The sequence below is a fragment of the Salegentibacter sp. genome (assembly GCF_036568425.1).
In the GTDB taxonomy this organism is placed as follows: Bacteria; Bacteroidota; Bacteroidia; order Flavobacteriales; family Flavobacteriaceae; genus Salegentibacter.
In genome coordinates this window covers 1-17766 of the sequence record NZ_DATCSO010000065.1, presented here as the reverse complement: position 1 = coordinate 17766, position 17766 = coordinate 1, and the positions used below count along the sequence as shown (strand labels likewise).

At 40.4% G+C, this 17766-nt stretch carries 18 protein-coding genes; 11 read left to right on the top strand and 7 right to left on the bottom strand.

Translation table 11 applies throughout. From position 1 onward, the window contains the following. The first annotated feature begins 48 nt into the window (after window positions 1-48). The 5 genes from VIM94_RS06090 (at window position 49) to VIM94_RS06070 (ending at window position 4686) form a co-directional block, all read left to right on the top strand. Window positions 49-927: a PPK2 family polyphosphate kinase gene (locus tag VIM94_RS06090; RefSeq protein WP_332038397.1), complete on the top strand. Its 879-nt coding sequence runs from the start codon at window positions 49-51 to the stop codon at window positions 925-927. 30 nt (window positions 928-957) lie between these two features. Further along, complete coding sequence (locus tag VIM94_RS06085) at window positions 958-2379, top strand: M20/M25/M40 family metallo-hydrolase (RefSeq protein WP_332038396.1); 1422 nt, start codon at window positions 958-960, stop codon at window positions 2377-2379. 133 nt (window positions 2380-2512) lie between these two features. Next, window positions 2513-3871 carry an MATE family efflux transporter gene (locus tag VIM94_RS06080; RefSeq protein ID WP_332038395.1) on the top strand — a complete coding sequence of 453 codons (1359 nt, stop codon included), beginning with the start codon at window positions 2513-2515 and terminating at the stop codon, window positions 3869-3871. 17 nt (window positions 3872-3888) lie between these two features. Then, window positions 3889-4119, top strand: coding sequence for a hypothetical protein (locus VIM94_RS06075; protein WP_332038394.1), 231 nt, complete (start codon window positions 3889-3891; stop codon window positions 4117-4119). A 3-nt stretch (window positions 4120-4122) separates the two neighbouring features. Next, window positions 4123-4686: a phosphatase PAP2 family protein gene (locus tag VIM94_RS06070; RefSeq protein ID WP_332038393.1), complete on the top strand. Its 564-nt coding sequence runs from the start codon at window positions 4123-4125 to the stop codon at window positions 4684-4686. On the opposite strand, the gene VIM94_RS06065 is transcribed toward VIM94_RS06070, so the two are convergent. The 3 genes from VIM94_RS06065 to VIM94_RS06055 are packed head-to-tail and all read right to left on the bottom strand — an operon-like array spanning window position 4683 to window position 7641. Further along, on the bottom strand, window positions 4683-6311 hold the full coding sequence (locus VIM94_RS06065; protein WP_332038392.1) for an ArnT family glycosyltransferase: 1629 nt from the start codon (window positions 6309-6311) through the stop codon (window positions 4683-4685). The two genes, VIM94_RS06070 and VIM94_RS06065, sit on opposite strands and share 4 nt — an antisense overlap. Further along, complete coding sequence (locus tag VIM94_RS06060; RefSeq protein WP_332038391.1) at window positions 6304-6927, bottom strand: lipid-A-disaccharide synthase N-terminal domain-containing protein; 624 nt, start codon at window positions 6925-6927, stop codon at window positions 6304-6306. The genes VIM94_RS06065 and VIM94_RS06060 overlap by 8 nt, the downstream gene beginning before the upstream one ends. Continuing rightward, on the bottom strand, window positions 6928-7641 hold the full coding sequence (locus VIM94_RS06055; RefSeq protein WP_332038390.1) for a glycosyltransferase family 2 protein: 714 nt from the start codon (window positions 7639-7641) through the stop codon (window positions 6928-6930). A gap of 125 nt (window positions 7642-7766) precedes the next feature. Here VIM94_RS06055 and VIM94_RS06050 point away from each other — a divergent pair, with 125 nt between their 5' ends. After that, entirely contained in the window at window positions 7767-8720 is a 954-nt protein-coding gene (locus VIM94_RS06050) for an NAD-dependent epimerase/dehydratase family protein (protein ID WP_332038389.1), read from the top strand. Here the strand turns inward: VIM94_RS06050 and meaB are convergent. Further along, entirely contained in the window at window positions 8698-9780 is a 1083-nt protein-coding gene (gene meaB, locus VIM94_RS06045) for a methylmalonyl Co-A mutase-associated GTPase MeaB (RefSeq protein ID WP_332038388.1), read from the bottom strand. The two genes, VIM94_RS06050 and meaB, sit on opposite strands and share 23 nt — an antisense overlap. A 100-nt stretch (window positions 9781-9880) precedes the next feature. Here meaB and VIM94_RS06040 point away from each other — a divergent pair, with 100 nt between their 5' ends. After that, window positions 9881-10309 carry an organic hydroperoxide resistance protein gene (locus VIM94_RS06040; protein ID WP_332038387.1) on the top strand — a complete coding sequence of 143 codons (429 nt, stop codon included), beginning with the start codon at window positions 9881-9883 and terminating at the stop codon, window positions 10307-10309. A 21-nt stretch (window positions 10310-10330) separates the two neighbouring features. Here the strand turns inward: VIM94_RS06040 and VIM94_RS06035 are convergent, their stop codons facing one another. Continuing rightward, window positions 10331-10909 (bottom strand): DUF2911 domain-containing protein, encoded by a 579-nt coding sequence (locus VIM94_RS06035; protein WP_332038386.1) that lies wholly within the window; start codon window positions 10907-10909, stop codon window positions 10331-10333. Between the two features lie 173 nt (window positions 10910-11082). Here VIM94_RS06035 and VIM94_RS06030 point away from each other — a divergent pair, with 173 nt between their 5' ends. From VIM94_RS06030 to VIM94_RS06015, 4 genes are all read left to right on the top strand, one after another. After that, complete coding sequence (locus tag VIM94_RS06030; RefSeq protein ID WP_332038385.1) at window positions 11083-11628, top strand: RNA polymerase sigma factor; 546 nt, start codon at window positions 11083-11085, stop codon at window positions 11626-11628. Next, window positions 11612-12226 (top strand): hypothetical protein, encoded by a 615-nt coding sequence (locus tag VIM94_RS06025; protein ID WP_332038384.1) that lies wholly within the window; start codon window positions 11612-11614, stop codon window positions 12224-12226. Before VIM94_RS06030 ends, VIM94_RS06025 begins: the two co-directional genes overlap by 17 nt. After that, a complete protein-coding gene (locus VIM94_RS06020; RefSeq protein ID WP_332038383.1) occupies window positions 12207-13607 on the top strand; it encodes a hypothetical protein in 1401 nt (466 codons plus the stop codon). The genes VIM94_RS06025 and VIM94_RS06020 overlap by 20 nt, the downstream gene beginning before the upstream one ends. Before the next feature lie 74 nt (window positions 13608-13681). Next, window positions 13682-14371, top strand: coding sequence for a peptidoglycan DD-metalloendopeptidase family protein (locus tag VIM94_RS06015; RefSeq protein ID WP_332038382.1), 690 nt, complete (start codon window positions 13682-13684; stop codon window positions 14369-14371). Window positions 14372-14373: 2 nt separating this feature from the next. On the opposite strand, the gene VIM94_RS06010 is transcribed toward VIM94_RS06015, so the two are convergent. Together VIM94_RS06010 and secA are read right to left on the bottom strand one after the other, a co-directional pair. Next, window positions 14374-14850 (bottom strand): DUF4199 domain-containing protein, encoded by a 477-nt coding sequence (locus tag VIM94_RS06010; RefSeq protein WP_332038381.1) that lies wholly within the window; start codon window positions 14848-14850, stop codon window positions 14374-14376. Window positions 14851-14960: 110 nt separating this feature from the next. After that, window positions 14961-17766: preprotein translocase subunit SecA (gene secA / locus VIM94_RS06005; protein WP_332038380.1), on the bottom strand; the 2806-nt coding region annotated here is incomplete at its 5' end.

Genomic DNA, 17766 nt, shown 5'->3' with positions numbered 1-17766 from the left:
ATCTTTCGTTACCCAAATAAGAACTATTAGCTTGTTATTTTTAAAACTATGAAAAAGGTCTATCCCGGGGATTTTAAAATCACTTCAAAAGTAAACCTGGATGAAATTTCAACCAAATTTGATCTTGAAGTAGAAAAGAAGAAAGTAAAAAAAGCCATGGTATCTACCAGGGAAGAGCTTGGGGAGTGGCAGGATAAATTATATGCTCATGGCAAATATGCCGTGCTGGTATGTTTGCAGGGTATAGATACCGCCGGAAAAGATAGTCTCATAAGGGAAGTTTTTAAGGATTTTAATACTCGTGGGGTAGTGGTGCATAGTTTTAAAGTTCCCAACTCTCTTGAGTTAAAACACGACTATCTTTGGAGACATTATATTGCATTGCCGGCCAGAGGTAAGTTTGGTGTTTTCAATAGAACACATTACGAAAATGTGCTGGTTACCCGTGTGCATCCTGAATATTTGCTAAACGAAAATCTGCCGGAGGTAAAGAGCCCGGAAGATATAACCGAGGAATTCTGGGAAAAACGTTATGAACAGATCCGGAATTTTGAAAAACATATTGTAGATAACGGGACCATTGTTTTTAAGTTCTTTCTTCATATCTCAAAGGAAGAACAACGGAAGCGCCTCCTGCGCCGACTCAATAAACCCAATAAAAACTGGAAATTCTCACCCGGCGACCTGGAAGAGCGGAAACTATGGAAAACCTACCGGAAATATTATCAGGAAGCCATTAACAAGACTTCTACCGAAAAAGCGCCATGGTATGTTATCCCTTCAGATTCCAAATCGACGGCACGTTATTTGGTTGCTAAGATACTTTACGAGGAACTCATTAAATATGAGGACGTAAAAGAACCCGAATTAGCTCCTGAAATCTTTAAGAAATTAGAGGAATATATTGAGGAGCTAAAAAAGGAATAGTTATTTTCGTACTAAATCATAATTTTATCAATGAAAAGATTACTTAGCCTATTTTTTATCAGCTTAACATTTTTAACTGCGAACTCTCAGCAAGCCTCTTTTAAGGAAGATTCTTTACAATTAAGGAAGATATATAATCACGCCCTTTTAGAAGGAAAAAGTTATGAGTGGCTGGACCACTTATCAAACAAGATCGGCGGAAGGCTTTCCGGATCTTTAAACGCTCAGCAAGCGGTAGATTACACCAAAGCCGAACTGGAAAAAATCGGTTTGGATAAGGTCTGGTTACAACCGGTTATGGTTCCTAAATGGACCCGTGGAGCGAGGGAGTTTTCTTATCTCCAAACAGCTCCGGGGGAAACCCGGGATCTAAACATTACTGCTCTTGGTGGTTCTGTATCGACTCCTGAGGGTGGAACAAAAGCCCAGGTAATTGAAGTACAAGGATTGGAAGACCTTGCAGAACTGGGAAGGGAGAAAATTGAAGGGAAGATCGTATTCTATAATCGTCCTATGCAGCCAGAATTAATCCATACTTTTGAAGCCTATGGTGGTTGTGTTGACCAGCGTTATTCTGGGGCAGAGGAAGCAGCCAAATATGGGGCTGTTGGTGTAATTGTACGTTCGTTAAGCCTAAAACAGGATGACTACCCGCATACAGGTTCCATGAGCTACGGAGATACTCCTGTTTCGAAAAGGATTCCTGCAGCAGCGATAAGTACCAACGATGCAGATTATGTAAGTGGAATGCTGAAAATTTCTCCTGATCTTAAACTTTATTTTAAGCTGAATTCTGAACAGCACGAAGATGTACTTTCCTATAATGTGATAGGAGAAATCACGGGAAGTGAATATCCCGATGAAATTATGGTGGTTGGAGGTCATCTGGATTCCTGGGATCTTGGTGACGGTGCTCACGATGATGGAGCTGGAGTAGTGCAATCTATGGAGGTACTAAGGCTTTTTAAGGAGATGGGGTATCAACCAAAACGAACTATAAGAGTAGTGCTTTTTATGAACGAGGAAAACGGTCTACGTGGGGGAAATGAATATGCAAAGCGTGCCCGTGAAAAAGGAGAAAATCACATCTTCGCTTTAGAAAGTGATTCAGGTGGATTTACCCCAAGAGGCTTTTCCTTTGATGCCGATGAGGCCCAGTTTGCCCAGATAAGAAGCTGGCAACCTCTTTTTAAACCTTACCTGATCCATTATTTTGAGTTAGGTGGAAGTGGCGCAGATATTGGTCCATTAAAAGAAGGGGATATGGTACTTGCCGGACTTCGTCCTGACTCTCAACGTTATTTTGATCATCATCACGCTGCGACAGATACCTTTGAACACGTTAACAAGCGGGAATTAGAACTTGGAGCTGCTACGATGACTTCGTTGATTTACCTTGTGGATAAATACGGAATCAAACAAATCAATACTCAGTCGCAACAGAAATTCTAACGAAAATATATTTTATCATTACAACCGGACTTTTTAGTCCGGTTTTTTTATGTATCCTGGTTGTGGAATTTTACTCCACTTTCAATTTTTATGGTGATAAAACATTCTATATTTGCAGCCTAAAAATTTGAGCTTGCAATTAACCGCATATACTAAAGAATTCAGCAGAAATCTAAATATTGCCTTTCCGGTAATGCTAGGGCAATTAGGGCACGTGCTGGTAGGCCTTGTAGATAACCTGATGATAGGAAGACTGGGGGCTGCACCCCTTGCTGCGGTTTCTCTGGGAAACGGGATGGTTTTTATTGCTCTTTCCCTTGGGATTGGGTTTTCCTTTGCAATAACTCCGCTTATAGCTGAAGCCGATGGTGCTAAAGACATAGATAAAGGCCGTAGTTATTTTCATCACGGCGTTATTCTCTGTACCTTAAATGGTATCTTTTTATTTATTGCCCTGTTACTGGCAAAACCGGTTTTACATTATATGGACCAGCCGCCCGAGGTGGTAGCCCTGGCGATTCCTTACCTGAACATCGTAGCCTTTTCAATGATACCGCTAATGATTTTCCAGGCTTTCAAGCAATTTGCAGACGGGCTTTCTCAAACCAAGTATGCAATGTATGCCACGCTTATTGCCAATGTGGTGAATGTTGTGTTCAATTACCTGCTTATTTATGGAGTATGGATATTCCCACGCCTGGAGTTGGAAGGAGCAGCAATTGGAACGCTGATTTCCCGCTTTTTTATGCTGTGGTTTGTGTGGGAAATTCTTAGGAGGAAGAAAAAATTCGCTGAATATTTTAAATGGAGCAGGGAGCAATTTCTTAAACCAGAAATTTTTAAAAGATTGTTGGCTTTGGGTTTTCCAACAGCGCTACAAATGCTGTTTGAAATGGCTATTTTTACGGCTACTGTCTTTCTTGCCGGGACTTTGGGTACCAACCCTCAGGCTGCCAACCAAATTGCACTTAACCTGGCTTCAATGACCTTCATGATTGCTGTTGGCCTGGGAGTTACTGCCACCATCAGGGTAGGGAATCAAAAAGGCCTTGGGAGGTTTAAAGACTTACGACGCATTGCTTTTTCCACATTTTTACTGGTGTTCCTTATCGAGGCTGTTTTTGCAATAGGTTTTATTTTACTTAAAGACTGGCTACCTACTTTTTATATCGATAATACTGAAGTGATCCTTCTTGCCGCTCAATTACTTGTTATTGCCGCTCTTTTTCAGCTCAGCGATGGATTGCAGGTAGTAATTCTAGGCGCCTTACGCGGTCTCCAGGATGTGAAGATACCCACCATTATTTGTTTTATCGCATACTGGCTTATCGGCTTTCCGGTATCCTGGTATTATGGTCAGGCCGAGCAGTTAGGAAGTATGGGGATTTGGTTGGGATTGTTGGCAGGCCTTACTGCTTCGGCATTAATGTTGTACCTTCGGTTCAACTTTTTGAGTAAACGTTTAATTGAAAAGAAAGCCGTACTGGCTTAAAATTAAATATTTTTGATATGGATTTTCCTAAATTTCTTCTTGGCGATAATACAGATTATCCCAATGCTGTTTTTGTAGTACATACTGAATTCCCCCGCTTTATTATTAATCTTGAAAATGATGAGGTAGAATGGCTGGAAGAATTTGATACCGCAGACGAAGATGAACTTGCAAACGAGACTGAAGCTTTAATCAAAGAGGCTTCTGAATTTTATGATCGTGAAGTTTCCCGCTACGAAGAAAATTAATCTATGGATCAACTTATCGAATTTGATCACGAACTTTTCCTTTATCTTAACAACCTGGGAAATGAACAATGGGACTGGTTCTGGTTACTGGTAACCGATAAATGGACTGCTATCCCTCTTTATGCTATTCTGATCTATTTACTATTCAAAAAATTTGGTTGGAAGGCCACCTTGCTAAGTTTGGTGTTAGTTACTCTTTTGATCACCACCACAGACCAACTAGGGAATATTTTCAAAGACGGTTTTCAGCGCTTACGACCTTGTGGGCAGGAAGGGATAAAGGAATACACTCGTTTCGTCGCAGTTAGATGTGGAAAATATGGTTATTTTTCAGCCCACGCTTCCAATTCTTTTGGGGTGGCAGTTTTTCTCGGACTTATTTTTAAAAGACATTTTCCCAAACTAATCTATTTACTGCTTTTTTGGGCGGCTTTGGTAGCTTATAGCAGAGTGTACCTTGGAGTACATTATCCGGGAGATATATTAACGGGTGCAGTTATAGGAGCCATTTTTGGTTTTTTATATTATCTGCTTCAGAAATTTTTACTGCATAAACTTTCTCTTTAATCTTTTCTTTTCAGAAGATAGAATGCCCTTATCAACCGGTCTTTATAACCACCAGCTTCTGGATTCACGTAGTTAAGGTCGTAACGTTCGCGTTGTTTTATTTCAAAATTCTTGAAGTTGGATTTTACCTGGAGACTGTCTTCTTCCATAAATAATATTCCAAAGGCATCTTCGTTTTCCAATGTCTTTAGATCCTCAATTAATGGGATGGGAGATCCGTATTCCCAAATAAGTTCGGGGGAGAATGTTCTATATTCGTAAACCTCAAAGTTTTCTTCTTCGGCTAGAAGATTGAGTTTTCTAATATTGTTGAAATCAGGGTTTTTTAAAAAAGAATACATCAGTGGGAACCCAAATAGAATAATTCCGGCGATAAAGCTGACGGCAAGGTAGAAAACCGGAGAGTACTTCTTTTTCCAGAGGAAGTAAAAAATCATTAAACCAATTCCGAATAAAGTGATTGAAGCAGCTATGTACCAAAACCAAAATCCGGTGAGATCGAGATAAAAGAACGCGGCAAGAGGGAATATAAGCCCGATAATGGCTATGAGCCCGTGGTTAAAGTAAACTACCCAGCTTTCAGACTTAGAAAGTGAACTGAAATTCCGAAAAAGATATTCAATATAAAAGCCGGTGTTTATGGCCATAGGGATAAGTACCGGCAGCAGGTAGCGTGATTTTTTTTCAGGAATAACAGAGAGTAATATAACTGCGGCAATCGTCCATAAAAAGGAGAATTTATAAGCCTTTTTGTTGGATACTTTATTCCTTAAATAAGGATAAAGTAGAGCTACAAAGGAGGGAATGGTCCAGATACCGCTTTGAACAAAAAAGCTCCAGTAATAATAAAATGGTCTTATATTATAATTAGCCCAATTTGAGGTTTCTCGTGTAGCGATCTTTAGAAAACTTTCAGGATCTGCCAATCTCACATAAATGAACCACCAGGTGCCAAATGAGATCCCTAGAACAATAAAAAGGAGAATAGCAAGCCGTTTTCCATTGAATCCCTTGTAATTATAGGTCAGGCCATATGCGATTAAAAATGGCAGGAAGAGTGCATACAGAGAAACCGGGCCTTTACTTAACAGGGAAGCCCCAAAGAATAGTGCAGCCAAAAGGGCATTCCTATATAGATTTTTAAAATCCTGAAAGATCTTAACAAGGAAAAAAATACAACCCATCATAAAAGTGTGGGTGAAAATATCCCATTGTCCATCTCGTCCTGAAAAAACTATGTAAAATGAAGTTACCAGAATTAAGGCACTTATAAAAGCCTGCTTTTTTTGAATTTTAATTAAACCCTGGAAAGCATAAAAAATAAATAACAGCATTAGGCTTGTAAGAGCAGCCGGTAGACGCATTACATACAGATCGTAAGTTCCAAAAATACCGGCGCTTAAAGCAGTTAGCCAGGTAGGTAATGGGGGCTTTTGATAACGGGGGAGATCATTAAGGGTAGTGAGAAGCCAGTTTTCTTTTTCAAGCATTTCACGGGCTGCAATAAAATTGCGGGCTTCCATGATATTTACATACAAAACATCCAGCTGGGTTAAAAATATTACGGAACCAACCAGGAACAGTATCAGGAGATAATTACCGGTAATTTTTGGTAGTTTAGGCATAGGCTTTTAAACTAAGAACAATGTTTCTAACATAAATAATACTTCCTAAAATATGTCCTATAAAAAGTACAGGATCTTGCCTCAGAATCGCATAAAAAAGAATAAGGCTGGCTCCAAAAAGGCTTAATACCCAAAATCCAAGCGGTAGGACCGATTGTCTGATTTTTTCAGAATAAAACCACTGATAAATAAATCTTAGGTTGAAAACTATCTGGGCCGAAGTTCCTAAAGCGAGTAACCAGAAAGGAATATCTTCATTAAAGAACAATTTATCGATATGGAAGCTTTTGAAATTAATGAAAAAGCTAATTACTCCAATGGGAAAGAGGTAAAGGAGCCACTGTAACCAGGAGGGTAGTCGCTGCCATGTGTTCTGTAGGTAAAGATTTCTTATATAGATAAAATAGGTGATTCCCTGGCCAAACATTATAGCAAAGTCATCGCGCAAATACCCGTAAACAAATAAAAGGAAAGAAGCAAAGAGGCTAAGTTTCCAAAACAGGCTAGGGGTGACTACCATTCTTAGTTTTTCTGAAAGTAGCCACTGGTGCAGTAACCTGGCAGAAAATAGAATTTGCGCAGTAAAACCTATAGCATAAATCTGCCAATTTTCCATCTATCCCTTTTTCTCAATCTTATAATTGATATATTTCTTTTTCATCCACAAATAGGCAAAACAATCTATGAGAGGTCCGCCCAGCCTGTTCCAAAGATGATATTTCGGGCTTCCGGCGAGTCTGGGATAATGTCTTACCGGCACCTGTTTTACTGTCCCTTCCTGTAAAAGGATCATTGCCGGTAAAAACCGGTGTAAACCCTGGAACATTGGGATATTACGTGCATAATCGGCTTTAATAACCTTGAGGGGGCATCCTGTATCTTCCATGCCATCCTTAGTGAAACTTCGCCTGATATTATTGGCGATCTTTGACGAAATATTCTTGACAAAGCGATCTTTTCGGTTTGCCCTAACCCCTGTAACAAGATCATAATTCTCAATTTCGGCTAAAAGAAGATTAAAATCTTCAGGGTCTGTTTGTAGATCGGAATCTATATATCCAATCAAAGGAGATTCGGCGTGATCAAATCCCGCTTTTATAGCTGCACTTAAGCCGCGGTTTTTATCGAAAGAAATATACCGGAAGTGTTCCTGCCTGCTGCAAATTTCCTCAATGAGTGTAAGACTGTTGTCTATAGAACCATCGTTTACCAATAGCACACTGCTCGTTTTTGTTGCCTTATTTATATAATCACTTAGGGCCTGTTCAACTCTTAAAAGGTTCTCCTCCTCGTTAAAAAGTGGAACAATAATGGTGAATTCGTATTGCATATGATGGATTAAACAAGCAGCAAAGGTATTAATAAAATACAGGAGAATTAAAATTTCTATGGAAGGCCTTTAGGTCTAATTGAATTAAGATTGTAATTTGCGCCAGATAATTCCAAATTGTTTATATGAGAGTTCTAATCACCGGGGTAGCTGGGTTTATCGGTTCACATATGGCCGAAAAACTTGTAGACCTGGGGTATCAGGTTACTGGAATTGATAATTTTTCCGATTATTACAATGTAGCCTTGAAAAGACAAAATGCTGAAATCCTTCGAAAAAAGAAGGTAAAGGTTTTTGAAAAAGATTTAAGGAACCCCAAAGATTACCGGGATCTTCCCCGGGATTTCGATTTTATTTTTCATTTTGCCGGTCGCCCGGGTATCTCAGCAAACAGTAGCTTTGATGATTACTTTTCAAATAATGTTTACGCGACAGGGCTTTTGCTGGATTTTTCCCTCCAGAATAAAAACCTGAAACACTTCTTTAATATTGGAACATCTTCCATCTACGGAAGGGAAGCCACTTTTACCGAGACTGAGGTTCCACGCCCGGTTTCCAATTATGGCGTTAGCAAACTGGCAGCTGAACAATTAGTGCTTTCCCTGGCCAGAAGTGAAAAGATAAAAGCTTCTTCGCTTAGATTATATTCGGTTTATGGGCCACGGGAAAGACCAGATAAACTGTATACAAAACTAATGCAGTGTGCCAGTAATGACAGGGAGTTTCCGCTATTCGAAGGCAGTGAAGAACACTTAAGGAGTTTTACTTATGTTGGAGATATTGTAGATGGCATAGCGAAAGCTCTGGGTAATTATGAAAATCTCAATACGGAAATTATTAACCTGGGAAGTGAAGAAGAATTTACTACCCGTGACGGAATTCAATTTATTGAAGATATCCTGGGAAAGAAAATAAGAATTAAACATTTGCCAAGGCGACCCGGCGATCAGTTAAGAACGCGTGCTAAAATTGATAAGGCCCGGGAGCTTATAGATTACGATCCGAAAATCTCACTGTACGAAGGATTAGAAAAACAGGTGGCATGGTATAAAGAATTTATGATGCCTCAAATTTCCTGATGAGTTCATGTGCAGCGGCGAAAGCGGTGGTCTTGTTTTCTTCTATGGCTTTCAGTTGAATTTTTAAAGCTTCCTTGATGTTGGGATCTCTGTAGAAACGATTTTTAATATGCTCATCTATGGTTTGGAACATCCAGAATTTATTTTGTTCCCGGCGCTTGTTTTCAAAGTATCCATTCTCTTTTGTTTGCTTTATATATTTAAGGATCATTTCCCACACCTCAGGAATTCCTGTGTTTTCCAAAGCACTGCATAAGTTGACCCTGGGCTTCCAGCCACTTTCTTTGGCTGGATAAAGGTTTAAAGCCCTTTTAAATTCCATTTTAGCTTCACGGGCCGCCCTAAGATTATCGCCATCGGCTTTGTTAATGACTATAGCATCGGCCATTTCAATGATCCCGCGTTTTATTCCCTGTAATTCGTCTCCTGCGCCTGCCAGTTTTAGAAGCAAAAAGAAATCGGTCATACTATGCACGGTGGTTTCGCTCTGGCCAACTCCCACGGTTTCGATTAAAATCACATCAAAACCCGCAGCTTCGCATAACAAAATGCTTTCCCGGGACTTCCTGGCTACTCCACCCAGAGATTCTCCCGATGGCGATGGTCTTACGAAGGCGTTTTTCTCTTTCACCAGGTTTTCCATCCGGGTTTTATCGCCCAGGATGCTTCCTCTGGATACAGTGCTGCTGGGGTCTACCGCTAGTACTGCAACCCTTTTGCCTTGTTTTACCAGGTAAGAACCAAAACTTTCAATAAAGGTGCTTTTTCCAACTCCGGGGACTCCTGTAATTCCTATCCTTACCGATTTCTGTGCATGGGGTAGGGCTCCTTCAATGAGAATTTCAGCTTTCTTTTTATGTTTTGGCTGATTGCTTTCTATCAGGGTAATGGCTCTGCCCAGGGCCGCTTTATTTCCTTCAAGAAGTTTTTTAAGCAAATCTTCGGAAAGAATGTTTTTTCGCCGGGCTTTAAATTTTTCAGCAGCATCAGAATTCACGCTTACCGAAGAGCTTTCCGAACTTGATTTGTGTAGAGCTGAAGGGGTTGTTTTTTTAGCCAAGCTGAGTTTATTTATGACAAATTTATGAATTCATTCTTTGCGCCGGTATTTTTTGCTTGTTATATTGAAGCAGACAATAAAGTTAATTAAAAACAAGAAGATGAAAACATTGTACACAGCCACCGTAACGACAAAGGGAGCCAGACATGGCCACACTTCCAGTGATGATGGCGTTTTAGATATGAAATTAAGTATGCCTAAAAGCCTGGGTGGCGAAGGCGGAAAATTTACTAATCCCGAACAACTTTTTGCTGCGGGATATTCTGCCTGTTTCGGGAGTGCTCTGGAGGCGGTTGCGAAGAATCACAAGGTAGATCTTGGTGATTTTAGCGTAACGGCTATAATAGACCTTGGTAAAACTGAGGAAGATGAGCTTCAGCTTGCAGCAATCCTGGATTGCTATATTCCCGGAGTTGATGTAGAAACCGGCGAGAAACTTATTAATGAAGCCCATGAAGTTTGCCCTTATAGCCGAGCAACACGTGATAATATCGACGTAACCCTTAATTTGCTGGTAGACGAAGAATAATAAAGTATTTCCTTACGAAAATCAAGAGCCGTTGGAATACGGCTCTTTTTCTTTTATAGGTACTGCAACCCTGGTTTTATCCCAGGATAATACCATAAAAATAAGGTCGTTGGCTTCCTCAAAGAGAATGGTGAATTGTTCAATTGTAGTTTCCGAAATACTTACAGGTACTTCGAGGACTAGTACATCGTATTCCGGATCTCTATAGGCTTTTTCCTCTAGATCAATTCCCCAGGGATACATTTTAGAATTAAAGATTACTTTCCAGGAAGCTTTCATAGGGATAGTCCAGAGTGTATAAGTGCCTGCTTCTAATTCAGAACCATCTACAAGGATATCTTTATTGGTCGTAAAGGTGGTAGCCTCATTGGCACCGGTTCTCCACACTTCATTATAAGGGACCAGCTCTCCAAAGATAACCCGGTCTTTTTTGTAAGGCCTGTTATAAAATACCTCCAATTCTAAATTTCCTTTTGAGAAAGTCACGGTTTCCTCAGGACTATGCGTCTTTGTTGTAATTCTAAGAAAATATATTATCGCAGCCGATAATAGCAGGATAATACCTAAGATCTTTAATGTGGTTTTGAGGGTAGAATTCATTGCAATTTTGTTCCGAAGAAAATCAAATTAGTTTTGTTCCTATCCCGATTTTTTCCTCTATCATTTTAAATTTAGGCATTATAAGTTGATTTTGATTAATTTCAAAAAAAATAAAAAGGTCTGCAACATAGTAAAAGACCTGTCGTCTTTATAGTAACCAATCAGTTTAAATTTTGATACAACACCAATTAATAGAGGCTTGTAAACAAAATGACCGCAGGGCCCAGCTGAAGCTTTACAATAAGTACAGCCAAGGTATGTTTTATGTGGCCTTCAGGTTTATGAAAGATCGTTTTGAAGCCGAAGACGCGATGCAGGAGGCATTTATTAAGGCCTTCGCGAAGCTTAATCAATTCACCGGAGAGGTTAGTTTTGGTGCCTGGCTTAAGAAGATAGTTATCAATAAATGTATTGATAAGTTGAAGGCTAAGAAACTGGAACTGGTGGCCATTAATGAACAGGTACTTAGCTCGGTAGATGAGAATGATAATTGGAAAGTAGAAGAAGGGATAAGTCTGGAACAGATTAAGAAAAGCATGGAAAAGCTACCCGAAAAATACAGATACCCATTGATGTTGTTTCTGATGGAAGGCTATGATCATGAAGAGATTTCAGAAATAATGGAAATAAGCCAGGTTGCCTCAAGAACATTGGTGCACCGGGGAAAGAAAAAATTGCAGGAAGAATTAAAATTAAAAAGACATGGAACAGGATATTAGGGAAATGTTTAAAAACGAAGCCCCCCATACTCCCGAAAAATTACCGAAGGGGCACAAGAAAAGATTTGAAGCCAGGCTGGATAAAGAGTTTCCGGGAAGTTCAAAGAACAATCAGCTTTATTTCTTTATGAAAATAGCCGCTGTGTTGGTAGTAGCCCTGGGAATTGGTTTTTACCTGCTTCAGCCTAATAATCTCACCAATGAGCCCACTGTTGTAGGAACTGAGGTCGAGGAACAGGAAGAACAAAATGCAGCTGAGATTCCCGCAGAGAAACAATTTCAGCTAAGTGAAGTCTCACCGGAATTCAAGAAAATCGAGAATTTTTATCTGGCGAGTTTGAATATGGAACTGGCTAAAATTGATATCAATGACGAGAACCGGGACCTTATCAATTCTTTTATGGAACAACTGGCCGATCTGGATGAAGAATATCAGCGCCTGAATATGGAAATAAGCAAGAATGGTCCCAATGAGCAAAGTATAGATGCCATGATTGGTAACCTCCAGCTTAGGTTGGAACTGCTCTATAAATTAAAGAATAAATTAAAAGAAATCAATCAATCAAAAGACGAGCAATATGAAAACTATCAGGTATAATTTATTCGCGATACTGGCATTCATCAGTGCCGTCGCGTTTGCCCAAACCAAGACCTTAGATAAAACTTATAAGGTTAACTCTGATGCAGAAATAAAGATTAACAGCAGTCATACCAACATTGTGGTAGATTACTGGGATAAGAATGAGGTAAGAGTGGAAGCTCTTCTGGATACCGAAGGGATCGATGAGGAAGCCCGGAAAAAGCTTAGCGAAGACTGGAAACCTCAAATTAAAACTTCGGCAGGAAAAGTAGAGATTAACTCAGGACCCGTGGTTGTTAATTGGGAAAAGAGTATGCAAGCCCTGGAGGAGCCTTTAGCGCAATTGCCTGAAATGCTCGGGCCGCTTTTGGAAAACCTGGGTCCCATGCTGGAAAGCCTTACCGACAATCCGCTGCCGCCTGAATTTGCCGAAAGTATGGGCAATATTAAATTCGATTATGAAGCCTATAGAAAAGACGGCGATAAATATCTCGAAAAATTTGAAAAGGAGATGGAAGAAAACTTTGGTGAGGATTTTGAAAAGGCAATGGAAGAATGGGGACAGCAGTTTGAGAATAATCCGGATATGAAGAAATTTGAGATGGATATGGAAGTCTGGGGAGAGAACTTCGGAAAGGATATGGAAGCCTGGGGCGAAGAATTTGGGAAGAAAATGGAAGCCTGGGGGGAAACTTTTGGGCAGGATATGGAAAAATGGGCTGAACAGTTTGAGGCAGATATGGAAGCCGGGAACGGGGAAGCAGGAATGATCAAGGTGCTAAAAAGTAAGGATGGAGGTGCTAAAAAGACCCTGAAGCTCAACATCCCTAAAAACGCCAAATTAAATCTGGATGTTCGCCACGGTGATGTAAACCTTAGCGGAACCACCAAAGATCTAAAAGCCGATCTTTCTCATAGTCGCTTTACAGCAAATACTATTGGCGGGAAACAAACCGAAATCAAAGTAGCCTACACTCCTGTGAAGATTAAAACCTGGGATTATGGGGTGCTGAGTACAAGATATGTAAAAGACTTTAAAATTGATAAAGCCCGAAGCATAAAACTCGACTCCAAATCCAGCGATATCTTTTTTAATGAGATAGGGGAAACAGGGATTCTTAGTGGAAGTTTCGGGAAGTTAAAGATCGGGAAATTGCAACCCGGATTTAAAAATCTGGATGTAAGCCTAGAGAACAGTGATATGGAATTGTCTTTGCCAGATGCTGCTTATAATTTTAGTTATAATGGGACAAAAAGCAAGATCAAAACGCCTTCAGCTTTAAAGCTTAAAAGTAGCAGCTCTTATGATAACCAAAGCCTAAATGGATATAATAAAACCCGGGATGCGAATGCTTCAGTAACAATTAAAGCAAGTTTTAGCGATGTGTTGCTAAATTGAAATCCAGCGCTTACATTTGGAAAACCAAAACCTGCAGCTTTTGTTGCGGGTTTTTGATTTTAAAAAACAAGAAGATGGAGAGAACAGGATTTGAAAAGTTTATTTGGAACCTTACACAGCGTTTTACCAGTGTATTGGATACCAGTTTTACACCAGAAGATTATATTGCTATAGATCTTTCTGAAACTAATGAAGACCTGGAGAAAATCGATATTTCCTCCTCTGAATCTTTTGCTGGATTTATAGATAATTATCTTAAGAACACAGGTAAAAAAGTGGCCTTTGGAGGTTATTCTGAGATAAGGAAACTCTATAAGCGCAGTGAGCTTTTTAGTCATCTTGAGGATGCCCGGGATATTCATATGGGGATGGATTTTTGGGCACCGGCTCAAACCGCTGTACTGGCAGTTTTAGACGGGAAAATCCATAGTTTTAAGGATAATGCAAATTTTGGAGATTATGGCCCCACCATAATTCTTGAACACAGCCTGAATGGCGATAAATTTTATTCACTTTACGGACATCTAAGCCGGAAATCACTGGAAAACCTGGAACTTGGCCAGGAATTCTCGCAAGGAGAAAAAATAGGGGAGCTGGGAACTGCAGAAGAAAACGGGGATTATGCACCGCATCTTCATTTTCAGATCATCGGTCACCTGGAAGATAAGATAGGAGACTTTCCGGGTGTAGCTTCAAGGCGCGACCTGGATTTTTACCTGCGCAATTGTCCGGATCCGGACTTATTACTAAAATTGAGACACTAATATTATTTCCGCTTTAAAATAAGCGCAGCAATTGCTGAGGTGACTACGCCCATCATTAGCGCTCCCGCTACCGATTGGATGATGTAAGATTGTAGGTTAAAATAAGCTTCGGCATCTTCCTGTTCCATCCGACTGTTTTCTGCACTGTAGGCGATGGCATTTTCAAAATAATTTGGGGTGATGAACTCGTGGGTAATGTATTGTCCAAGAGGTGAAAGTATGGCGACAATAATGGTAAGAATCACCCCGGAAACGAATCCCTGTTTCCAGCTCATTTTCCCCTGAAAATAATTCTTCCGTTTATCGTAAATAGCAAAGAGATAGATCGCAATAGCAAAAAGCCCGAAGAAATTGGTGTAAATAGCATGTTGGGAAATTAGGGTATCATGCCAGCCCATGGCTTTTTCAAAATACATCCAAAGTAAGGAAACAACAAAAAATATGAATCCCCATTTGATCTCGATAGCGTAATTCTTCATTTTTTTGATTGGTTAATTGAGCTAAAATTAAGGAAAAAATGTTTTGTAACTAAAAACAAAAATCCCGAAGCCACAGCTCCGGGATTCTTAGGTATTTATTTTTAAGAAAACTAATGGTCTACCAACACCCAATCTCCTTTATCCAAAAGCGGGATGGCTTGTTTGAACTTCATAGTCTTATTTTCTCCACTCATCACGTTTTTAATAGTTACCTTATCGTTACGGCCAATTTTTGGTTGGTCTCTCGTGATCGTTTCGGTAACCTGGGGACGGCGTTGTTGAGTTTGACCTGCTGCACGGTTTTGAGCCGCACGTTCATCCATATTAGGAATCTCGTCTTTCTGGGTTTCCAGATTTTCTTTTTTCTTTGGTTGTCTTGCCTCAGAAATATTAGATACATTCCCTTCCGGAATTTCTCCCTTGAAAAGGAAAGAAATAACATCCCGGTTCACCTGGTCTATCATGGCTTTGAATAATTCGAAAGCTTCGAATTTATAAATAAGCAACGGATCTTTTTGTTCGTGAACTGCTAACTGAACACTCTGTTTTAACTCGTCCATCTTGCGAAGGTGAGTTTTCCAGGCATCATCTATAATAGCCAGGGTGATATTTTTCTCAAAATCTTTTACAAGCTGTGCGCCCTTGGTTTCATAAGCTTTTTCCAGATTGGTAACTACCTGAAGGGTTTTTTGCCCATCGGTAAAGGGAACAGAGATTCGTTCAAACTTGTTATCCCCTTCATATACCTGCTTAATTACGGGGAAGGCCTTTTCGGCACTGTTCTCCATTTTCTCCTGGTAATGCTTATAGGCATTTTTATAAACTTCGCCGGCGATCTTCTGTACACCCATCTTCTCAAATTCTTCCTCGGTAACCGGGGAACTCATAGAGAAATAGCGTATAAGCTCAAACTCAAAGTTCTTGAAATCCTGAGCTATTTTATTTCCTTCGGTGATGGCCTCAGAGGTATCAAAGATCATATTGGCGATATCCACGCGAAGGCGCTCCCCAAATAAGGCGTGGTAGCGACGCTTGTAGATCACTTCCCGCTGGGCATTCATCACATCATCATACTCCAGCAATCGCTTACGAATTCCGAAGTTGTTTTCTTCTACTTTTTTCTGTGCCCGTTCAATGGATTTGGAGATCATGGAGTGCTGGATTACTTCGCCTTCTTCCAGTCCCATTCTATCCATGAGTTTCGCGATTTTTTCTGAACCAAATAAACGCATCAGGTTATCTTCCAGCGAAACATAGAACTGAGAACTTCCGGGATCTCCCTGCCTACCGGCACGACCCCTTAACTGCCTGTCTACACGTCTTGAATCGTGGCGCTCTGTACCAACAATGGCCAGACCACCCGCTTTTTTAACATCAGGGCTCAATTTAATATCGGTACCACGACCTGCCATGTTGGTGGCGATAGTTACGATACCCGATTTACCAGCTTCAGCAACAATATCGGCCTCTTTTTTATGCAATTTCGCGTTAAGCACATTATGCGGAACATTACGAAGTTTAAGCATACGGCTTAGTAATTCTGAAATTTCTACAGAGGTTGTACCTATAAGCACCGGTCTTCCTGCGTGGGAAAGTTCAGTAACGTGGTCTATAACCGCGTTATATTTTTCACGTTTAGTCTTGTAAACTAAATCTTCTTTATCATCACGGGCAATAGGACGATTAGTTGGAATTTCTACAACATCCAGTTTGTAGATTTCCCAAAGTTCCCCGGCTTCAGTAACGGCAGTACCCGTCATCCCGGAAAGCTTGCGGTACATCCTGAAATAATTCTGAAGGGTTACTGTAGCAAAGGTTTGGGTGGCATCTTCAATCTTTACATTTTCCTTGGCTTCAATCGCCTGGTGCAGCCCATCGCTGTATCGGCGGCCCTCCATAATACGACCGGTTTGTTCATCTACGATCTTCACCTTGTTATCAATCACCACATACTCGGTATCTTTTTCAAATAGAGTATAGGCTTTGAGTAATTGGCGAAGGGTGTGTATACGTTCACTCTTCACGCTGTATTCGCGGAAAAGTTCTTCTTTTTTCTCAGCTTCCTCTTCTTTTGAGAGCCCTTCTTTTTCAATTTTGGCGATTTCCATACCTATTTCAGGCATCACAAAGAAATCGGGATCATCTTTCCCTGAAAGGAACTCAATACCCTTATCGGTAAGGTCTATCTGGTTATTTTTCTCCTCGATAGTAAAGAGCAGGTCTTCATCAACTTTAGGCATTTCCCTGTTGTTGTCCTGCATATAGTGATTTTCGGTTTTCTGAAGTAGCTGCTTGATCCCTTCTTCACTTAAGAATTTAATAAGCGCTTTATTCTTCGGAAGCCCTCGGTATACTCTAAGTAATAAGAAAGCTCCATCTTTAGTGTTTCCTTCTTTGATAAGTTTTTTAGCTTCAGCCAATACCTTTGTAAGGTGGCTGCGTTGCTTTTCAACAATAGAGGAGATGGCAGGTTTCAGCTGGTCGAATTCGTGAACATCTCCTTTAGGGATAGGTCCTGAAATAATAAGCGGGGTACGGGCATCATCTACCAGTACCGAGTCCACCTCATCGACTATAGCGTAATTATGTGGGCGTTGTACCAGGTCATCAGGCGCATGAGACATGTTATCCCGCAAATAATCAAAACCGAATTCATTATTGGTTCCGTAGGTAATGTCGGCATTATAGGCTTTTCTTCTGGCTGCCGAATTAGGGCGGTGGTAGTCTATACAATCTACGCTTAAACCATGAAACTGAAAGATAGGAGCCATCCATGCGCTATCACGCTTGGCCAGGTAATCGTTTACCGTTACCAGGTGCACTCCGTTTCCGGTTAGGCCGTTAAGGTACATTGGGAGCGTAGCCACAAGGGTTTTACCTTCCCCGGTTTGCATCTCTGCAATTTTTCCCTGGTGC